The following is a 20,217-nucleotide window of genomic DNA, read 5'->3' on the forward strand; positions in this document are numbered from 1 at the left end:
AGAAGAAGCGATGCGCGCGGCGCCGCCGCAAGTGCATCAACCGTTGCCGGATTCCGACTCCCACACCTGCTCGATCGCCTGTAACGCAGTCAGCACGATCGAGCGGTTCAGCGCCGCCGCGAGCGTGCCGTCGCGCTCCGCATACGCTTCGCACAGCCGTTGATGATCGGAGCACGAGCGCTGCATCCGGCCGGGCAGCGACGTGCTGAGGTGCCGCAGCCGGTTGGTGCGCATGCGCATCGAATCGAGCACTTCCTTGAAGATGCCGTTGCGGCTTACTCGCAGCTCTTCATCGCGAAATGCGACGTTGGCCCAGAAATAGCCGTCCACGTCAGCGCGCGCGGCCGCGTCGGCGAGACGCGCGTGAGCGCGCCATAACGAATCGATGTCCTCGGCGGTGGCATGCTCGGCGATCGCAAGCGACACCTGGCCGTATAGCAGGACACGCAGCTGATAGATCTCGCGCACTTCCGTGAGGCTCATGGACGACACGCGCGGTCGCCGTCGCGGCGACCAGTCGACCAGACGTTCGCGGTTCAGCACGAACAGCGCTTCGCGTACCGGCGTGCGGCTGACGTTGAAGCGTTTTGCCAGATCGACCGAATTCAGGTCGTCGCCCGGCTGCAGCCGGCCTTCGATAATGCCGCGCGCCACCCAGTCGACGATCTCCCCGACCGGCGATGCGTCGCCCTGCTCCTCGTCGTCGCGTGTGTCGACAGTTTCGTCCATCCCGTTATTCCTCGATATCCGTTGGCGTGCCGCCTCGCTGCGTGGACGGATTCTAGCAAACCGCCGCCCAGCCAGATCCGTCCAGCTCCCCGCTCAATTCCACTAAGTGTGTACAGTTAATTGAATTTCTCTTGAAATATATCGATCATTCGCCCTACACTTACATAAAGTGTCGACACTATCAATATAGGACATCAGTCCAGCCAGGAGACGGCATGTATATGGAAAAGGAGATCGCCGGCACCGCCGGCGTGGAAGCGAGCGTTTCGGCGCGGCTCGACCGCCTGCCCCCGACGCGCTATTTCAGCGGCCTCGTCGCACGCATTGCGATCGGCGGCTGGTTCGAGTTTTATGAAATGTTCATGGCGGCCTATATCTCACTGGGACTCATCAGCAGCGGCCTGTATCGCGCCACCACGGCCGGCCTGTTCGACGTCGACGGGTTCGCCAGTTTTCTCGGCTCGTTTTTTGCGGGGATGTTCGTGGGCACGGTGGCGCTCGGCGGCTTCACCGACCGCCTCGGACGCCGCGCCGTGTTCACCTGCGCGATGCTGATCTATTCGGTCGCGACCTTCGCCGCCGCGTTCCAGCATTCGCCTCAAGCGATGGATCTCTGGCGCTTCGTCGCGGGCCTCGGCATCGGCGTGCAGCTCATTACTGTCGACACTTATATTTCCGAGCTCACGCCGCATCACACCCGCGGCCGATATAGCGCGTTCAGCATCCTCGTGATCCTGACTTCCGTGCCGACCGTCGCCGTGCTGTCGTTTCTGCTCGTGCCGCACACCATCCTCGGGCTCGAGGGTTGGCGCTGGGTGATGATCATCGGCTCGGCGGGCGCCGTGCTGATCTGGTTCATGCGGCGCGGCCTGCCGGAGTCGCCGCGCTGGCTCGAAAGCAAAGGCCGGCTCGACGAAGCGCGCTCGATCGTCGATGCGATCGAAGCCCGCGTGGTCGCGGAAACCGGCCGCGCGTTACAGGCCCCGGCGCAACGTGCGCCGCAACCGCCGGCCGGAGAGCACGGCGGTTCCTGGTCGGAGATGTGGAAAGGCCGCTATCTGAGCCGCACGATCATGTTGTCGTTCTTCAACTTCTTCCAGACCTTCGGCGTGTACGGCTTCGGCGCGTGGGTGCCGGTGCTGCTGTACACGAAGGGCATCACGATCACGCATTCGCTGCTCTACACGATGGTGATCGCGTTCGCGACACCGCTTGGCGCGCTCGGCGCGATGGCGTGCGCCGAGCGCATCCAGCGCAAGTGGCAACTGGTCGGCTGCGCGATCGTCGTGGCGGTGGCCGGCGTACTGTTCGGCATGGTGCGCGAGCCGGTGTTGATCCTGCTGTTCGGCAGCGCCGTGACCATCGCGAACAACTGGCTGATCGGCATCTTTCACACCTATCAGGCCGAGCTGTATCCGACCCGGATTCGCGCTCGCGCCGTCGGTTTCGTGTTTAGCTGGAGCCGTCTGAGTTCGATCTTCGTCGGTTTCTGGGTGGCGGCATTGCTCAAGCATTCGGGCGTGCCCGCCGTGTTCGTGCTGATTTCGTCAGCCATGTTCGTGATCGTCGTGATGGTCGGGCTGCTAGGGCCGAAGACCAACGGCATTCGTCTGGAGGAGTTGTCTCAATGAGTTCCATCGCCGCCGCATTCGCGCACGGCCTTTTCGCACTGGCGCAGCGTCCGCTGCCGGTTCCGGTCGCAGAGGAAGCCAGGCGTTCGCTGATCAATGTCATCGGCACCTCGATCGGTGCGTCGCGGCATCCGGGGGTCGACGCGATCCTCGCCGCAGCCGCGGAACTGGGCGTGGCCCCGGTCGCGCCGGTGCCGGGCCGCAGCGAAAAGGTCGACCTGCATTTTTCGGCACTCGCGACCGGCTTTGCCGGCCACCTCGACGATTTCGACGACACGCATCTCGCGACCGTCATCCATCCGGCCGCCTCGGTGCTCGCCGTGCTGACTGCTCTCGCGCCGTCAACACGGCCCACCGGCGCGGCCGCGTTGACGGCGTTCACGCTCGGCTGCGAAGCGCAGTTGCGGGTCGGCGTATCGATCTCGCCGGAACACTACGACCGTGGCTGGCACATCACCGGCACGTGCGGCGTGATCGGTTGCTCGGTGACGGCCGCGCTGCTGCTCGGTCTCGACGAAGCGGAGTTGGCGCAAGCGGTGTCGATCGCCGCCTCGATGTTCGTCGGCCAGCGCGAAGCGTTCGGCACGATGACCAAGCCCTATCACCCCGGCAAGGCGGCGGCGAACGGCATTGCGGCCGCGCGTCTCGCACAGCAGGGCCAGCGCGCCGCCGCCGACATTTTCGAAGCCGCCGGCGGCTATTCGCATTCGCTGTCGACCAAGGTCGATTTCGATCTGATGAACGGCGCGTTCGGTGAGCGCTGGGAACTGCTTTTCAACACGTACAAGCCGTATCCGTGCGGGATCGTCGCGCATCCGGCGATCGATGCGGGCCTCGCGCTCGCGCCGCGGATCGCCGACGCGCAGTCGATCCAGTCGATCACGCTGCGCTGCCATCCGCTCGTGCCCGAGCTGATGGGCAACCCGCAGCCGAAAGACGGGCTGCAGGCGCGCTTCAGCGCGATTCACGGCGTGGCGGCCGCGCTGTGCGACGGCCAGGTGGGTCTCGCGCAATACGAAGACGCGCGCGTGGTGCGGGACGACGTCACCGCAGTGCGCGCGCTGACGAAGCTGGCGCCCGACGTAGCGGTCAACCGCGACGAAGTCTTTATCACGGCGACGCTGAAAGACGGCACGGTCGTCGAACATCACGTCGAACATGCGCGCGGCAGCCTTGCGCGCCCGTTGACCAACGACGAACTGATGCACAAGGTCCGTCTGCTGGTGGATTCGCAATTGGGCGACGGCACCGCCGCGCAGCTTGCCGCCGCCGTGGCGACGCTGGACACCGCCGCCAATCTCGACACGCTCTTTGCCCTGTGCGCGCCGACACGCTCTCGCAATGGAAACTGATCATGCATAACGCCGCTCAACATTCCGTCGTCTCCGACGCGCTCGCCGGCTTCGCCGTCGCCGCGCTGCCCGCTTCGGCCGAGTCTGCACTCGGCGCCGCGCGCGACGCGCTCACGCACGCCCGCCTGCTCACCGATCCGGCGACGCGCTCCACCGCGCAGATCACCGCGCTGCTGCAATCGCAGGGCAGCGCGGCGACCGACTCGCGCACCCGCGCATGGATTCTCGGCACATCGCTCGCGACGCAGGCCGCCGCGTCGCCGGTAATGCCGGTGCTCGCCGCCGTGATCGCCACCGGCGACAAGCTCGGTTCGTCCGAAAGCGATGCGATCGCCGCCGTCGCGATCGGTACCGAAGCCGCCACGCGCATTCTCGCCGCGGTCGATAGCGACGAGTTCCGCGCGCGCTGGAACGTGGCGTCGTCGGTGGGCTTGCTGGGTGCGGTGCTGGCGGTATCGCGCCTGCTGCGACTCGACGAAGCGCATACGCGTCACGCGCTCGGCATCGCGGCAACCCAGGCAGCGGGACTCGCGCGCAATGCGGACCACGCGATGGAGGCGATCGAGATCGGCAAGGCCGCAGCGGACGCGCTCGAAGCCGCGATGATCGCGAAGCACGGGTTCACGAGCGCGGCCGCGTCGATCGACGGACGGCGTGGCTTTGCCGCGCTGATGGCGTATCGTTTCGACGCCTCCGCCATTACCGACGCGCTGGGCACGCGCTGGACTTCGCTCGACTGAGCGACGCGCTTCGCCCGGTGTGCCGGACACAGCGGGCGAAGTTGTTACCCGCCGTCTTGCTGAATGCGCTCGACGCCTGATCGGCCACAACATGGAAAACCCGATATGACCACCAAGCGAATGATCAAAGCCTCGCTGCTCGCGCTGTTCTCGCTGAGCGCGGCACTGAGCGGGGCACTCAGCGAAGCCAACGCGCAGACGCCCGCCTCGCAGCCTTCGGCCGGCGGCCTGCCGGCGCGCTCGCCGTTCGACATTCCATACGGCATGCCGATCAGCCTGCAAAACGCCAACCAGGCGCTCGAAGCCGCCGAAACCGAAGCCGCCCGGCACGGCTGGCCCGAAGCCATCGCGGTGACCGATCCCAGTGGAGAGCTCGTCGCGTTCGCGAAGATGGACGACACGCAGAACTCGTCGCCGAACATCGCGTTGCGCAAAGCCGCGACCGCCGCGCGCTTCCGCCGCGATACACGCACGTTCTATAACGGCTTCGAAACCGGCCACACCTATTCGGCGACGCTCGATCCTTCGGTGGTCGCCTCGCCCGGCGGCTATCCGCTCGTGATCGGCGGCAAGATCGTCGGCGCGATCGGATGCAGCGGCGGCAGCGGCGATCAGGATGCGGATATCTGCAAGGCGGGCGCGGACGCGCTGAAGTAGGCGCGTGGAGACGCGCGCGGATTGCCAGGCGCGACGGTTCCTGTATGCGCGCGACGCGGCTGGGCCGCGTATGCGATCAATCCTGCAAGCCGCGCACGTTCCGATAAGAACAGCGGCTCGAATCGACAAGGCGCACGCGAAATTCGACCGGCTGGTCCTTGAACGTGTAAGCCGTGCGCTCGATGCGCAGCACCGGCGCGCCCACTTCGATGTTGAGCGCGCGCGCCGCTTCTTCGTCGGCGGCCGCGCCGCCCAGGTCTTCCACCACGCGCACGACTGAAATCCCGAAGTGCTCCTGGTAAAAACCGTAGATGGAGCCGCGCCGCGCTTCGAACTTTCCTGCGTCGAGGTCCGGAAACACGTCGAGCGGCATCCACAAGCGATCGAGCATGACCGGAACGTCGTCATGCAGCCGAAGATTATCCGCAGTGGCAAGCCGTGCGCCGCGCTCGAGCCTGAGCGTCGAGGCGAGCGCCGGGCTCGCGCGCTCCTTGCCGAAGCGCAGCAGGCGCGCGGTCACCTTCATCAACTCGCCGGTCGTATCGACAAAGCTGAAGTATTGGTCGAACGCGTGTTCGTCGGCGAACTTCGCGACGATCGTGCCGCGCCCCGCGCGGCGAATCAGCAGGCGCTCGGCCACCAGTTCTTCGACGGCGCGGCGGATCGTGCCGATGCCCACGCCGAATTCTTCGGCCAGTTGCGGCTCCGCGGGGATCTTGTCGCCGGCCGTCCATTGGCCGGTACGCAGGCGCTCGAGAATACGGGCGCGGACGATTTCATAGAGCGGTTGCTCTCCCGGAGTACGAAATCCTGGCATTCAGGTCAGTGTCAGAGTGAAGAGAAAGAAGTCGGAACGAGCCGCTCGAACCGCGATGAAATGGCCGCGAGCGCACGTACGACATGCGCCGCCCCGCCCCGATTCGCAGCCCGCACGGCGAATTCTCCGAAGGATACAGGATCGACACCTATATGCGTCACCGCGACCGTGCCGGGACGCCATCGGAAGCGGCGCCCGGCGGCAATCGGAATCAATCGGGATCAACCCGAACCTATCCATTAATTCGAATCATTCGAATGATTCGATTGACTGAAAACGCGGGTCGTCCTAGACTGATCTTCATCGCGCAGGCTCGCGCGCTTACATCAAAGGAGATGGACCATGCCGAATTTCATCAAGCACATCGCATTCAAGGTCGAAGACGTCGAGAAAGAGCGCGCGTTTTATGAGAACGTGTTTGGCTACAAGCATGTGAATACGGTGCGCCGCAAGGGCAAGAGCGGCGATCACATTTCGCATCACCTGACCGACGGCTATATGGATCTGACGCTGATTCACTATGAGTCGTCGGATTCCGATGAAGCCGATTTCGCCGGTCCGGCGCCGTGCATTCATCACATCGGCATGGAAGTGGAAGACCTCGACGCGTTCATCGAGCAGATCAAGGAAAACGGCGGCGAGATCCTCACGGCGCCGGGTCATCTGCCGGTCAAGTTCCGCTCGCCGAACGGCCCGGTTGCCGAAGTCGTGCCGATGCAGCGCTGGGAAAAGAAGACGCTCGCGGCCGGCGTGCACGGCGAAGTACTCGAGTAAGACGTTCCGGCTCGCATTAAACCAATTCATAGCGAGCTGTTCGACGTACGGCGGCGCGGACGCCATTCCCGCGACGCCGCGACACAAGACGCAACGGCACGTGTCGTTGCGTAGTCGCAAGAAGGAGACACGATGGAATCGATCCGCCGGCGCAGCCGCTTTTCCGCGACCACAGGCGTACTGGTTGTCCTGTGCATCATGTCGTTCCTGATGTACGTGGACCGTACGAATATCTCTACTGCCGCACTCGCGATCCGTCGCGATCTGCATCTGAGCAACTCGCAGCTTGGCGTCGTGTTTTCCGCTTTTGCGCTGACCTACGCGCTCGCGATGATTCCGGGCGGCTTTATCGGCGATCGCCTCGGCGCCCGCAAGATGCTTGCGGTGTGCGGCGTGCTGTGGGGTCTGGGCACGCTCCTGACCGGCTTCGCCGGCGGCCTGGCGACGCTGCTGCTCGCGCGCTTCGTCGTCGGGCTGGGTGAAAGCCCGATCGTGCCGGCATCGGCCCGCGCGCTGACCGCGTGGATGGAGCCCGAGCGCCGTGGATTTTCGCAAGGCATCACGCATGCGTGCGCCCGGCTCGGCAACGCATCCACGCCGATTCTCGTCGCCGGCCTGATCACCGCGTTTTCGTGGCACATCGCGTTCATCCTGCTCGGTGCGGCGAGTCTTGCGTGGGTCGTCCTATGGGTCTGGTATTACCGCGACAATCCCGCCGATCATCCGGGTATCACGCCCGAAGATATTGCGCGGCTGCCCGCGAAGGTCGGCAAGACGCGCGTGCCGATGCGTTGGGCGCCGCTATTGCGCGCGCTTTGGCCGGCTACTGTGGTGAGCTTCTGTCACGGCTGGATTCTGTGGTTCTTTCTGAACTGGATGCCGTCGTTCTTTGCGCAGGCGTATCACCTGGATATCCGGCATTCGGCCGTCTTCAGTTCGGGAATTTTCCTGAGCGGCGTTGTCGGCACCACGCTGGGTGGCTGGCTCAGCGATCTGATGTTCAGGAAGACCGGCAACATCCGCCGATCGCGCCAGACGCTGATCACCATCGGGTTTCTCGCACCGATCGTGTTCTTCGTGCCGATGTTCCTGCACCCGTCGTCGACGCTCGCTGCGTTCTCGCTGGCTGCCGCGCTGTTTCTCTCCGAACTCGTGACCGCGCCGCTGTGGGCCGTCGCGATGGACCTCGCACCCAATCACGCGGCAACGTCGAGCAGCATCATGAACACCGGGCTTGGGATTGCGGCATCGGTTTCGCCGCCGCTCGTCGGCTGGCTGGTCGATACGATGCATTCATGGGAGCCGGTGTTTGCGCTGTCGATGTTCTTTCTCGTGCTCGGACCGATTGCCGCGCACTGGATTCGCCCTGACCGTCCTTATCTCGGCGAGCCTGAGGCGGAGACGGAAGAAGCGGGTGGTTTTGCGGCGCCGATGGACGCTTATTGAAGGCACACCGGTTAGGACGACGCGTTCGATGGCTGGATGGGGTGTTCGAGCCCGCTTGCCGCGAGTGTTGAGCGGATAGAAAAAAAACCCCGCACGAAGGCGGGGTTGATGTTCACGTTCTTCGGCTGCAAAGGCTTAGAACGGAATATCGTCATCCATCTCATCAAACCCGCCGCCAGCCGGCGCGCTCGGACGGCTCGCGCCGCCGCCGGCACCACCACCGCTGCCGCCACGCGAGCCACCGCCCGACGCCGCGCGACCGCCACCACCACCGCCGCTACGCTCCGACGGCTCACCCCGGCTGTAACCGCCTTCGTCGCCGCCACCGCCCATCGAGCCGCCGCGGCCACCCAGCATTTGCATCTGCTCAGCGACGATTTCGGTCGAATAACGGTCGGTGCCGTCTTGCGCCTGCCACTTGCGGGTACGGATGCGCCCTTCCAGGTACACCGACGAGCCCTTCTTCAGATATTCGGACACGATTTCCGCGAGGCGACCGAAGAACGACACACGGTGCCATTCAGTCGCTTCCTTCATTTCGCCGGACGCCTTGTCCTTGTACCGATCCGTCGTTGCAAGGCGGATGTTCGCCACTGCGTCGCCGCTCGGAAGATAACGGACTTCCGGATCGGCTCCGAGATTGCCGACGAGAATGACCTTGTTCACGGATGCCATGAGTTTCTCCTGTTGATTCCGTTACGGGCGGCGCGGCAATACACGGTTCGCGTTTCAGGGCCGGCGGGCCCGAGACCGGAACTGCGCCTCTGCCCGCCGCCGGGTGAGTTCTGGATGAGTTCGGGATGCGCCGTATTACGCTTTGCGCGGCGGCTGTTTCATCTTTGCGGCGATTATAAGCCAGCAAAAGACGAGCCCCGAACAAGTGAAGAACACAGCGCTCTGACCGTCCGCTTTCAGCAACCAGCCGCCGACCACCCCGCCCAGCGCAAGACCGATCGACTGCGTGGTGTTGTACACACCGGCGGCCGCGCCCTTGCGGGTTCCGGGCGCCAGCTTCGACACCAGCGAAGGCTGCGAAGCCTCGAGAATATTGAAGCCGAGAAAGTACACAAAAAGGATCGCCGCCACACTCAGAATCGTATGCGGAGCGACGCCCAATAACAACTGTCCGATCAGGATAAGAGCGATCGCCGACAGCAGCACGATTTTCATTTTGCCGCGCTTTTCCGCGGCGATGATCGCTGGCACCATCATCACGAACGAGAGGCCCATCACCGGCAAATACACTTTCCAGTGCGATGCTACCGGCAGGCCGCCGGCTTCGAGAATGCGCGGCACGACGAGGAACAATGCGGTTTGCGTCGCGTGCAGCACGAGCACGCCAAAATTCAGACGCAGCAACTCGACGTTGTGAAGCACTTCGGCGAACGGCGCGCGCACGTGCACCGGTTTCGGCGCATCGGGCACGATCCATAGCACCACGCCGACGGCCAGAATCGAGAAGATGCCGACCAGCGTGAACAGGCCGCTCATGCCGACCCACTGGAACACGATCGGCGCGCCGACAATCGCCACCGCGAACGACACGCCGATACTGCCGCCCACCATCGCCATCGCCTTGGTGCGATTTTCTTCGGCGGTCAGGTCGGCGATAAATGCGATCACCGCGGAAGACACCGCACCCATGCCCTGAATCACCCGGCCGACGATGATCCACGTCATATCGTGCGCGCCCGCCGCCACGAAGCTGCCGAGCGCGAAGATCAGGAGGCCGGTCGCAATGACCGGTTTGCGGCCGACCTTGTCGGAGACCCAGCCGTAGAAGATGTACAGCATGGACTGCGTCACGCCGTACGCGCCCAGCGCGATACCCACCAGCAGCACGTTGTCGCCGCCGGGAATGGTCTTCGCGTAGATCGAGAACACCGGCATGATCATGAACAGACCCAGCATGCGCAGCGCGAAGATCGCGGCAAGCGACACGGTCGCGCGCAGTTCAGGCGCGCTCATGCGTGAGGAAGTGGCGGACGGATTGGACATCGGGAGCGTTCTTTGAATGAGCTGGGCGGCACACCGCGGGCGGGCACAGCGGCAAGGCGGCCACGACCGCGCGGCTTGCCGCAGGACGGCGGGCCAGCATGCGGCGCGGCGTTGGGCGGGCGGACCGGCATTCCCGCTGACGCCTCACGGTGCCTTGTACTCGCGGAAAACGGCCCCAGTTAGACCCCTTGCCCGCGACGCTGGATCGCTGCCTTACAGCTCGCTTCGACGCCTCTTCAGGCTGTCAGGAAGCCGTAACGGCGGTCTTGAAAAGTCGTTATAGTAGCAGGTTTAGCCTCTTCCTCTTTCCGCCAGTTCATGGAATAAATCCGTGGAACAAATCCGTATTCGTGGGGCTCGCACCCACAACCTGAAGAACGTCAACCTCGACCTACCCCGTCACAAGCTCGTCGTCATCACGGGCCTTTCAGGCTCGGGCAAATCGTCGCTGGCGTTCGACACGCTCTATGCGGAAGGACAACGGCGCTACGTCGAAAGTCTCTCCGCCTATGCGCGCCAGTTCCTGCAATTGATGGAGAAGCCGGACGTCGATCTGATCGAAGGCCTGTCGCCGGCCATCTCGATCGAACAGAAAGCGACCTCGCACAATCCGCGTTCCACGGTCGGCACCGTCACCGAAATTCACGACTATCTGCGTCTGCTGTTCGCACGGGTCGGCACGCCCTACTGTCCGGACCACGAAATTCCGCTGGAAGCGCAAAGCGTCTCGCAAATGGTCGACGCGGCGCTCGCCCTGCCGGATGAAACGAAGCTGATGATCCTCGCGCCAGTGGTGGCGAACCGCAAAGGCGAGCACGTCGAACTGTTCGAGGAAATGCAGGCGCAAGGCTTTATCCGTTTCCGTGTGCGCTCGGGCGGTGGCACCGCCAATGAAGGCGTCGCGAAAATCTATGAAGTCGACTCGCTGCCCAAGCTGAAGAAGAACGACAAGCACACCATCGACGTGGTCGTGGACCGCCTGAAAGTGCGCCCCGACATGAAGCAGCGCCTCGCCGAATCGTTCGAAACCGCACTGCGTCTCGCCGACGGCCGCGCGATCGCGCTCGAAATGGATACGGACAAGGAGCATCTGTTCAGCTCGAAGTTCGCCTGCCCGATCTGCTCGTACTCGCTGCAGGAACTGGAGCCGCGCCTCTTCTCGTTCAACAATCCGATGGGCGCGTGCCCGGAATGCGACGGCCTCGGCCAGATCACCTTCTTCGATCCGAAGCGGGTGGTCGCGCATCCGTCGCTGTCGCTCGCGGCGGGCGCGGTGAAAGGCTGGGACCGGCGCAACCAGTTCTACTTCCAGATGCTGCAAAGTCTCGCGGCGTTTTACGAGTTCGATATCGACACCGCCGTCGAAGACCTGCCGGAGAAGGTCCGCAAGATCCTGCTGTTCGGCTCGGGCAAGCAGGAGATCCCGTTCTCGTATATCAACGAACGCGGCCGCACTTCGGTGCGCGAGCATGTATTCGAAGGGATCATCCCGAATCTGGAGCGGCGTTATCGCGAGACCGATTCGGTCGCGGTGCGCGAAGAGCTCGCCAAGTATCAGAACAACCAGCCCTGCCCGGCCTGCGCCGGCACGCGGCTGCGCCGCGAAGCGCGCTTCGTGCGGATCGGCACGGACGGCGACGCGCGCGGCATCTTCGAAATCAGCGGCTGGCCGTTGCGCGACGCGCTCGGCTATTTCCAGACGCTGCGTCTGGAAGGCTCGAAGCGCGAGATCGCCGACAAGGTGGTCAAGGAAATCGTCGCGCGGCTAATGTTCCTGAACAATGTCGGGCTGGACTATCTGTCGCTGGAGCGCAGCGCGGAAACGCTGTCGGGCGGCGAGGCGCAGCGGATTCGCCTCGCCTCGCAGATCGGCTCGGGCCTGACCGGCGTGATGTACGTGCTGGACGAACCGTCCATCGGCTTGCATCAGCGCGATAACGACCGGCTGATCGCCACGCTCAAGCATCTGCGCGACCTGGGCAATTCGGTGATCGTCGTCGAACACGACGAAGACATGATCCGCATGGCCGACTACGTGGTCGACATGGGACCGGGCGCGGGCGAACACGGCGGCATGGTGATCGCCGAAGGCACGCCCAAACAGGTGCAGGCGAACGCAGCGTCGATGACCGGGCAGTACATGTCCGGCGCGCGCAACATCGAGTTCCCGGACGAACGCAAGGCGCCGGACGAGCGGCGTCTGCGTATCGTCGAGGCATATGGCAACAATCTGAAGCATGTGTCGCTGGATCTGCCGGTCGGCTTGCTGACCTGCGTGACCGGCGTGTCCGGTTCGGGCAAGTCCACGCTCATCAACGACACGCTGTATCACGCGGTCGCGCATCACCTGTACGGTTCGGCCACGGAGCCGGCACCGTACGAGTCGATCGAGGGTCTCGAGCACTTCGACAAGGTGATCAACGTCGACCAGTCGCCGATCGGCCGCACGCCGCGCTCGAATCCGGCCACCTACACCGGACTCTTCACGCCGATCCGCGAACTGTTCGCGGGTGTGCCGGCGGCGAAGGAGCGCGGCTACGAAGCCGGCCGCTTCTCGTTCAACGTGAAGGGCGGCCGCTGCGAATCCTGCCAGGGCGACGGCGTGCTGAAGGTCGAGATGCACTTCCTGCCGGACGTGTACGTGCCGTGCGACGTCTGTCACGGCAAGCGCTACAACCGCGAAACGCTGGACGTTCAGTACAAAGGCAAGAACATCAGCGAAGTGCTCGACATGACGGTGGAGAACGCCTATGAGTTCTTCAAGCCGGTGCCGGTCGTCGCGCGCAAGCTGAAAACGTTGCTGGACGTCGGTCTGGGCTATATCCGGCTGGGCCAGTCGGCCACCACGCTCTCCGGCGGCGAAGCGCAGCGCGTCAAACTATCGTTGGAACTGAGCAAGCGTGATACCGGTCGCACTCTATACATACTTGACGAACCGACTACCGGCCTGCACTTTCACGACATCGCGCTGCTGCTCGAAGTGATTCACAGGTTGCGGGACCAGGGTAATACCGTCGTGATCATCGAGCATAATCTCGATGTAATAAAAACCGCGGACTGGGTCATCGACCTCGGACCGGAAGGCGGAGCGGGCGGCGGACAGATCATTGCCCAAGGCACGCCGGAACAGGTGGCGAAGTCGAAAGCAAGTTTTACCGGTAAATACCTGGCGCCTCTGCTGAAACGCGCGGCCAGCAAAAAGTAACGCGGCACAACTCGGGTTGGGGACGGAATAAGCCATGACCAAGCGGAATCAGGCGAGCGAAGACGGGCAAGTGCAGGATCTGCGCCCACGCCCGGTCAGGCTGACTAGCGACATGAGCCTGCCGAGGTTGTCGGCAGTCGAAATCGGCAGTTACGTCGTGATGTTGTTCGGCATGTGGGCGGTCATCGAACTCAAACTGCTCGGCGCGTTGCTCGCCGGGCTGCTGGTGTTCCAGCTGGTCCACACCATCGCGCCGCGCATCGAGCGTCACATGTCGAGCAGGCGGGCACGCTGGCTCGCAGTGGTCATTCTCGCCACGGTGATCGTGGGCGCGCTGACGGGGCTCACGCTCGGCATCATCGAGCATTTCGAGAACGACGTGCCGAGCGTGCAGAAGCTGCTCGATCAGGCCATGCAGCTGATCGACCAGGCGCGCGGCCGGATTCCGCAATTCGTCGCCAACTATCTGCCAGTCGATACCGAGCAGATGAAGGCCAAGGCGGCGGAGCTGATGCAGACGCACGCCAACATGCTGCAGCAAAGCGGCAAGACCGCGGCGCGCGCGTTCACGCATATCCTGATCGGCATGATCATCGGCGCGATCATTGCGGTCGGCGCGCAAAAGCATATGCAGCGGCTGCCGCTGTCCACGGCCTTCGTCACGCGCGTGACACGTTTCGCCGATGCATTCCGCCGTATCGTGTTCGCCCAGGTGAAGATTTCCGCGATCAATGCGGTCTTCACGGGCATCTTCCTGCTGGTGATCCTGCCGATCTTCCACGACACGCTGCCGTTGTCGAAGACACTGGTGCTGGTCACGTTCATCGTCGGCCTGCTGCCGGTGGTCGGCAATCTGATCTCGAACACGATCATCGTCGCGGTGGCGCTCTCGGTGAGCTTTCCGGCGGCGGTCATGTCGCTCGTGTTCCTGATCCTGATTCACAAGCTCGAATACTTCCTGAACGCGCGCATTGTCGGCGGACAGATCGAGGCGCGCGCCTGGGAACTGCTGATCGCCATGCTCATCATGGAAGCGGCGTTCGGCATTCCCGGCGTGGTCGCGGCGCCGATCTTCTATGCGTACATCAAGCGGGAATTGATCTACTTGCGGCTGGTTTGAGCCGGCAGGCGGAGCGGCCAGGCGAACCAGAGCGGCACTTCGGTGCCGCTTTTTTCATGCTCAGAAGTCGATGCGCGCATTCAGCGACAACGTGCGCGGATCGCCCGGCGTCACATAATCCGCGTATTGATACTCCCAATAGCGGCGATTGAGCAGGTTGTCGATCGCCGCGCGGAACGTCACATCGTAGCCGCCTATACGCGTGGCGTAGCTCGCACCGAGATTGACGAGCATGTAGCCGGGCGCATCCAGATTGCCTGCCGGACGTATGCCGGTGTTGCCGGTGAACTTCGCGTCGGCGCCGATGCGCAGCCCCGGCACATACGGCACCGAGTAGGTTGCGTGACCCGCCACCACGAACTGCGGCGCGCCGGCCACACGGTTACCGTTATTGGCCGCGCCCTTCTCGTACCTGGTGTTGATCCACATGAGATCGCCGCCGACGTTCCAGCTCGCGCCGAGGCGCACGTCGCCGCCGAGCTCCACGCCCTGGAAAATCGACTCGCCGTCCTGCGTATAGACGTTGGCGCTGTTCGCGTAAGCCGAGCCGCGTTCGATCCGGAATAGCGCGGCCGTCGCGCTCCAGTGCTCATGCTCGCTCTTGATGCCGACTTCGTACTGCTTGCTGCGCAACGGCTTGAGCAGTTCACCGCGGTTCGCGTACGTGTCGCCCACCACGGTGCCCGCTTCCAGCGACTCGACGTAGCTCGTGTACAGCGTCGTGGTCGGCGCGAGCTTGAACATCAGTGCCACCGTCGGCGTCACGACGCCGTTCTGGCTATAAGTCGACGTGGTCGCCCCAGTGGTGGAATAGCCGTGCTGCTCGTAGTTCGTGTAACGCACGCCGCCGAGTACCGACCAGCGTTGCGTCAACTGGATCGTATCGTTCGCGAACAGCGCTTTTTGCGTGATGTCGCTGTCGCGATAGGTGTAGTAGTTCGGCACGCTGTAGAAGGTATTGGTGTTCGGCTGATAGAGGTTGCCGCTACCGATGTCACCAAAGAAACTGTTCGCGCCGTAGTCGTTCGTTTGACGCTGATACGCCGCGCCGATCACGAGCTGGTGCTGGAACGGTCCCGTCTTCACGCTGCCTTGCGCCGACACTTGCCACAAGCTCAACTGATGCCCTTCCTTGCCGGCGAAGCGGCTGTCGGTGTAATCGCCGGCGCTGTTCTGAAGGTAATAGGTGCTCTCGTTGCGATCACGTGAGCTTTTGCTGTAGCTGTAGTTCGCATTCAGCGTCCAGTCCGGGCCCAGGTTGTACTGGAAGCCCGCGGTATAGAGCTGGACGTTCGTGTTCAGATGCTGGTCGGGACCGGAGAGGTCGCCGGTGCCGCCGCTCATCGTATGCGGCAGGACTGTGCCCGGATATTGCGCCGTCGAGATCGCGCCGGTAATGCCGCTCGAATGACGCTCCTGATACAGCGCGCCGAATGTGGCCGTGAGGTCGCGGGTGATACGCGCGTCGAGCGCGACCGACACCGAGTCGCGCCGCACGTTGCCGTCGTTATACGTCTTGCCTTCTTCGTGCGTCGCGTTCAGACGGTAGCCGAACATGCCGGCCGGACCGACGCGGCCGCCGAGATCCGCATGTTCGGTCCACACGCCGTCGGTGAAATAGCCGATGTCGACGCTGCGCACCGGCGTCGTCGAGACCGGCGGCTTTTTCGTCACGTAGTTGACCACGCCGCCCGGGGCGCCGAAGCCGTACATGAATCCGGTCAGCCCCTTGAGCAGTTCCACTTTCTCGAGCTGTTCGTACGGCATCGTGATGCCGTAACTGTTGAACGGCATGCCGTCGATCTTGAAGCCCGACTGCCAGTCGAGCTGCATGCCGCGCACCGTCAGATAGGTGGCCCATGCGTTGTAGGCGTTGCCGTTGTCGGAGACGGAAGCGTCGGTGGCGAACACGTCGCCGAGTTTGGACGGCTGGCGATCCTGCAGGTCTTCACTCGTAACCACAGTGGTCGAGAACGGCGTGTCGAGTTGGGAACGCGTGCCGAGCGCACCGCTGCTGACGTCTTCCTTCAGATGCTGCGCGGTGTCTTGCGCCGCCGTGACCTTGACGGCCGGCAGCGCTTCTTCGCCGGCCGGCTCCGACACCGGCGTACCCGACGCCTGCTGTGCCCACGCCGCATGACTCGCGGCAAATGCCAGACACGCCGCCCATTGCAATGGTCGCACTGTCATTCTTTTCTTCGGCGCTCGCAGGCCGTTTTCTACGTTCATCGCTGATCCCCGCAGTCCCTGAATCCCCAATCAAATGAGAATAATTCCCATTCACCGAGCCGCGATGATGCCGAAGATTTATGCGAATTGTAAACTTTGATATGCGACATTTTGTCGCATGTGCTTGCCCTATCTGTGAGGAAAGCCTTGCTGGCCGGACCTCCTGGAAAAACGCAAGGCTTGGGGAGTGTTGCGTCGCTACGCCGCACTTACGACAAACTTGCAGCGCGTGGCATGATTCCATAAGATGCGAACAATTCCCATTTACATCAAGCCTCTATCGTGACACGCCATTCGAATTCCGCTCCGTCGGCTCGCCCATGAGGCGGCAGCTCGTCCGCCTGCATCGCTGGTTCGGTGTTGCCACAGCGCTATTTCTGTTCATCGCCGGCCTCACCGGCGCGGTCATCGCGTGGGACCATGAGCTCGATGCGGCGCTGAACCCGTCGTTCTTCAAGGCGCGCACCGCCGGCACGGCGCTGTCGGGCCTGGAACTGGCGCGCCGCGTGGAAGCCGCCGATCCGCGTCTGCAGGTGACCTATCTGCCGCTCGCGGCCGAACCGGGCCACACGCTGCAAATGATGGTGCTGCCGCGTACCGACCCGGCCACGCGGCAACCCTATCCGCTCGACTTCAATCAGATCGCCGTCGACCCCGCCACCGGCGAAATCCAGGGGCGCCGCGAATGGGGCGCCGTCTCGCTCGCGCGGCTCAATCTGATCCCGTTCATCTACAAGCTCCACTACACACTGCAACTGCCGTTCACGAGCGGCGTCGATATCGGTACGTGGCTGATGGGGATCGTCGGCATCGTCTGGCTGTTCGACAGCGTGATCGCGCTGTGGCTGTCGTTTCCGAGCGCCAAGGTGTGGCGCAAGTCGTTCGCGTTCCGCTTTGGGCGCGGCGGCTATGCGCTCACTTTCGATCTGCACCGCTCAGGCGGCGTATGGATCTGGGGCCTGCTGATGATCGTTGCGCTGACATCGATATCGATGAATCTTTCAGCGCCGGTGGTGCGCCCCATCGTGTCGCTGTTCTCGAAGCTCACGCCGGATCCGGTCAACAACCCTGAAATCCGCCGCGCGCCGCAACCCGGCGACACGGTGTTGAGCCGCGAGCGCATCGTGCAATTGGCCGAGCAGGCCGGCAAAGCGCGGAACCTCGGCGTCGCGCCGGGCGGCATCTACTACGCTGAATTCATGCATGCGTATGGCGTCGGTTTCTACGCGACCGGCAATGACCACGGCGACATCGGTCTCGGCAATCCGTGGATGTATTGGGACGCGGCCACCGGCAGGCAGCTCGCCGCGCAGATCCCCGGCAAGGGCACGGCGGGCGACGTCTTCCTGCAGGTGCAATTCCCGCTGCACTCGGGACGTATCCTCGGTCTCGGCGGACGGATTCTGATTAGTGCAGTCGGCGTTGCGGTCGCCGTGCTGAGCGCGACCGGACTGCTGATCTGGCTAAAGAAGCTGAACGCGCGCCGCCGTTCCGCGCAAAACGCGGGTGCCGCGCGGGATGCGGGCCGGTCCGCGGCGCGACCCTAGTTGGCAAAATGGCGGCGCCGGAGTGATCCGGCCGCCGCCATTTGCCCTCAACCCTCTACTGCAAAGCGATCAACCGCTTTAGCGAAACACCACCGTCTTGCTGCCGTTCAATACGACGCGATGCTCCACGTGCCACTTCACCGCGCGCGCGAGCGTCACGCATTCGACGTCGCGGCCGATCGCCGTCAATTGCTCCGGCGTCATGCTGTGGTCGACGCGCTCCACTTCCTGCTCGATGATCGGACCTTCGTCGAGATCCGTCGTCACGTAATGGGCCGTCGCGCCGATCAGCTTCACACCGCGGTCGAACGCCTGGTAATACGGCTTCGCACCCTTGAAGCTCGGCAGGAACGAGTGATGAATGTTGATCGCGCGGCCGGCCAGCGCTTCGCACAGCTTCGGCGACAGAATCTGCATGTAGCGCGCGAGCACCACGAGGTCGGCTTGATGCTCGTCGATCACTTCGAGCACGCGCGCTTCCTGTGCGGCTTTCGCGTCGGGCGTGGCGCCCATCAGCGGGAAGTGATGGAACGGAATGTCGTAGCTGGCGGCGAGTTGATAGAACTCCTTGTGGTTCGAGATGATCGCCGCAATCTCGATACCCAGCTGGCCGGTGCGGTAACGGAACAGCAGATCGTTCAGACAATGGCCGATCTTTGACACCATGATCACCACGCGCGGCTTGACCGACGCGTCGTGCAACTCCCAGCGCATGCCGAACTGTTCTGCGAGCGTCGCGAACGACGTGCGCAACGCCTCCAGACCCGGATCGCCGCCCACCTGCTGAAAATGCACGCGCATGAAGAACTCGCCCGTGCGGCTGTCGCCGAACTGCGCGGAGTCGAGAATGTTGCTGCCCCGCTCGAACAGAAAGCCCGACACGGCGTGAACGATGCCGGGCCGGTCGGCGCACGACAGTTTGAGGATAAAGCTGTGATCGGTCGACATGACCTGGGTGACTCCCTTCTTCAATGCGTGGTTTGTTCAGTGTGCATGGTTCGATGCAGCGCGTTTCGGCAAGTTCGTTGCATGCGCACCTTTACGGCGGTCAGGCGAACACCGGCGGCACGAACAGAACCTCTATCCCGGCGCATGCGTCTTCATCGATCCAGCGGCGGCGCAACAGGCAATCCAGCGTGGCCAGGCTCGCGTCGACCGTCATCGCGCCCTCCTCGATCCAGCGCGCCACTTCGTCGATGCGCGCGAGCCGGTGCTCGCCCACTTCGCCGTCCTGATTGCGCGGCGCGAAATCCGCCGGCAGCGCGAGGTCGTAGATGAAAATCTGCTCGGCCTGCGTGCCTTCCGGCAACGACTGCAGCACATGCGCGGTGCGGCCGGCCACGGCGCGGGCGGCGATCTCCTCGGGAATGCCGGCTTCTTCCCAGCACTCCTTGATGATCGTCGCCTCGACACCAAAGCCCCAGCCAATCCCCCCTGCCACGACATTGTCGAGCATGCCCGGGTCGGTCGCCTTGGTGTCGCTGCGGCGCGCGATCCACAATTGCGGTGCGCCATCTACGTATTCTACGACGCCGTTCAGATGCACCGCGTAGGTCATCGTGCCGAAGAAGCGCGAAGCCGCGCGTTCGATATACGCGAGCGGCGGCGCATCGAACGCATTGCGGATCGCGTAGGTTTCGTTGCGCCAGCCCGGAATGCGGCCTTCGGCGGCGAGCGCGCCGATCACGGAACCGAGCGCGGCGCTGCGCAAATCCACCGTATTGAACGTGGGCGTCAGCGTCACACGGGCATTGTCCAGGTCGAACACGTCGGGCCAGCGCGCGAGTGACGGCACGTCGCTCGCGCGGATCCAGCCGACCTGTCCGGTGTCGATCCAGAACGGCACGTGGGCCTGCACGTCGAAGCGGCGCGCGGCGGTGATGCAAGGCAAAGTCATGTAAAGCTCCAAACTGTTCGCGGTCCTGGCGGGTGAGCACTGCTCGGTGGGCATAAAGAACGAGTTCACAGCGGA

General features: G+C 63.6%; 16 protein-coding genes. 9 read left to right on the plus strand and 7 right to left on the minus strand.

Going from position 1 to position 20,217, the window contains the following annotated elements; all coding sequences use genetic code 11:
- Positions 1 to 36: 36 nt before the first annotated feature.
- On the minus strand, positions 37 to 729 hold the full coding sequence (locus NE850_RS29100; protein WP_007179385.1) for a GntR family transcriptional regulator: 693 nt from the start codon (positions 727 to 729) through the stop codon (positions 37 to 39).
- Between the two features lie 215 nt (positions 730 to 944).
- Between NE850_RS29100 and NE850_RS29105 the strand changes: the two genes are divergently transcribed.
- The 4 genes from NE850_RS29105 to NE850_RS29120 all read left to right on the plus strand — a co-directional run bounded on the left by NE850_RS29105 (position 945) and on the right by NE850_RS29120 (position 5,109).
- Positions 945 to 2,360, plus strand: coding sequence for an MFS transporter (locus NE850_RS29105; protein WP_007179386.1), 1,416 nt, complete (start codon positions 945 to 947; stop codon positions 2,358 to 2,360).
- Entirely contained in the window at positions 2,357 to 3,712 is a 1,356-nt protein-coding gene (locus NE850_RS29110; RefSeq protein ID WP_007179387.1) for an MmgE/PrpD family protein, read from the plus strand. Before NE850_RS29105 ends, NE850_RS29110 begins: the two co-directional genes overlap by 4 nt.
- Before the next feature lie 2 nt (positions 3,713 to 3,714).
- On the plus strand, positions 3,715 to 4,452 hold the full coding sequence (locus NE850_RS29115) for an MmgE/PrpD family protein (protein ID WP_310699731.1): 738 nt from the start codon (positions 3,715 to 3,717) through the stop codon (positions 4,450 to 4,452).
- 105 nt (positions 4,453 to 4,557) lie between these two features.
- Complete coding sequence (locus NE850_RS29120) at positions 4,558 to 5,109, plus strand: heme-binding protein (RefSeq protein WP_310699732.1); 552 nt, start codon at positions 4,558 to 4,560, stop codon at positions 5,107 to 5,109.
- 76 nt (positions 5,110 to 5,185) lie between these two features.
- Here NE850_RS29120 and NE850_RS29125 read toward each other — a convergent pair whose 3' ends face one another.
- Positions 5,186 to 5,926 (minus strand): GntR family transcriptional regulator, encoded by a 741-nt coding sequence (locus NE850_RS29125; protein ID WP_007179390.1) that lies wholly within the window; start codon positions 5,924 to 5,926, stop codon positions 5,186 to 5,188.
- A 342-nt stretch (positions 5,927 to 6,268) separates the two neighbouring features.
- Between NE850_RS29125 and NE850_RS29130 the strand changes: the two genes are divergently transcribed.
- Positions 6,269 to 6,700 carry a VOC family protein gene (locus tag NE850_RS29130; protein WP_007179391.1) on the plus strand — a complete coding sequence of 144 codons (432 nt, stop codon included), beginning with the start codon at positions 6,269 to 6,271 and terminating at the stop codon, positions 6,698 to 6,700.
- Between the two features lie 132 nt (positions 6,701 to 6,832).
- Positions 6,833 to 8,146 (plus strand): MFS transporter, encoded by a 1,314-nt coding sequence (locus NE850_RS29135; protein WP_007179392.1) that lies wholly within the window; start codon positions 6,833 to 6,835, stop codon positions 8,144 to 8,146.
- Between the two features lie 135 nt (positions 8,147 to 8,281).
- Here the strand turns inward: NE850_RS29135 and NE850_RS29140 are convergent, their stop codons facing one another.
- Positions 8,282 to 8,821, minus strand: coding sequence for a single-stranded DNA-binding protein (locus tag NE850_RS29140; protein ID WP_007179393.1), 540 nt, complete (start codon positions 8,819 to 8,821; stop codon positions 8,282 to 8,284).
- Positions 8,822 to 8,956: 135 nt separating this feature from the next.
- Entirely contained in the window at positions 8,957 to 10,144 is a 1,188-nt protein-coding gene (locus tag NE850_RS29145; protein ID WP_041743926.1) for an MFS transporter, read from the minus strand.
- Between the two features lie 331 nt (positions 10,145 to 10,475).
- Between NE850_RS29145 and uvrA the strand changes: the two genes are divergently transcribed.
- Positions 10,476 to 13,349 (plus strand): excinuclease ABC subunit UvrA, encoded by a 2,874-nt coding sequence (gene uvrA / locus NE850_RS29150; RefSeq protein WP_007179395.1) that lies wholly within the window; start codon positions 10,476 to 10,478, stop codon positions 13,347 to 13,349.
- A gap of 34 nt (positions 13,350 to 13,383) precedes the next feature.
- Positions 13,384 to 14,469 (plus strand): AI-2E family transporter, encoded by a 1,086-nt coding sequence (locus tag NE850_RS29155; protein WP_007179396.1) that lies wholly within the window; start codon positions 13,384 to 13,386, stop codon positions 14,467 to 14,469.
- Between the two features lie 60 nt (positions 14,470 to 14,529).
- Here the strand turns inward: NE850_RS29155 and NE850_RS29160 are convergent, their stop codons facing one another.
- Positions 14,530 to 16,698 carry a TonB-dependent siderophore receptor gene (locus NE850_RS29160; protein WP_165184388.1) on the minus strand — a complete coding sequence of 723 codons (2,169 nt, stop codon included), beginning with the start codon at positions 16,696 to 16,698 and terminating at the stop codon, positions 14,530 to 14,532.
- A gap of 320 nt (positions 16,699 to 17,018) precedes the next feature.
- On the opposite strand from NE850_RS29160, the gene NE850_RS29165 reads away from it, so the two are divergent.
- Entirely contained in the window at positions 17,019 to 18,245 is a 1,227-nt protein-coding gene (locus tag NE850_RS29165) for a PepSY domain-containing protein (RefSeq protein ID WP_007179398.1), read from the plus strand.
- Between the two features lie 78 nt (positions 18,246 to 18,323).
- Here NE850_RS29165 and purU read toward each other — a convergent pair whose 3' ends face one another.
- On the minus strand, positions 18,324 to 19,193 hold the full coding sequence (gene purU, locus NE850_RS29170; RefSeq protein WP_007179399.1) for a formyltetrahydrofolate deformylase: 870 nt from the start codon (positions 19,191 to 19,193) through the stop codon (positions 18,324 to 18,326).
- 100 nt (positions 19,194 to 19,293) lie between these two features.
- Entirely contained in the window at positions 19,294 to 20,142 is an 849-nt protein-coding gene (locus NE850_RS29175) for an NUDIX hydrolase family protein (protein ID WP_007179400.1), read from the minus strand.
- Between the last annotated feature and the right edge of the window lie 75 nt (positions 20,143 to 20,217).

The organism is Paraburkholderia sp. USG1, assembly GCF_031570135.1.
In the GTDB taxonomy this organism is placed as follows: domain Bacteria; phylum Pseudomonadota; class Gammaproteobacteria; order Burkholderiales; family Burkholderiaceae; genus Paraburkholderia; species Paraburkholderia dioscoreae.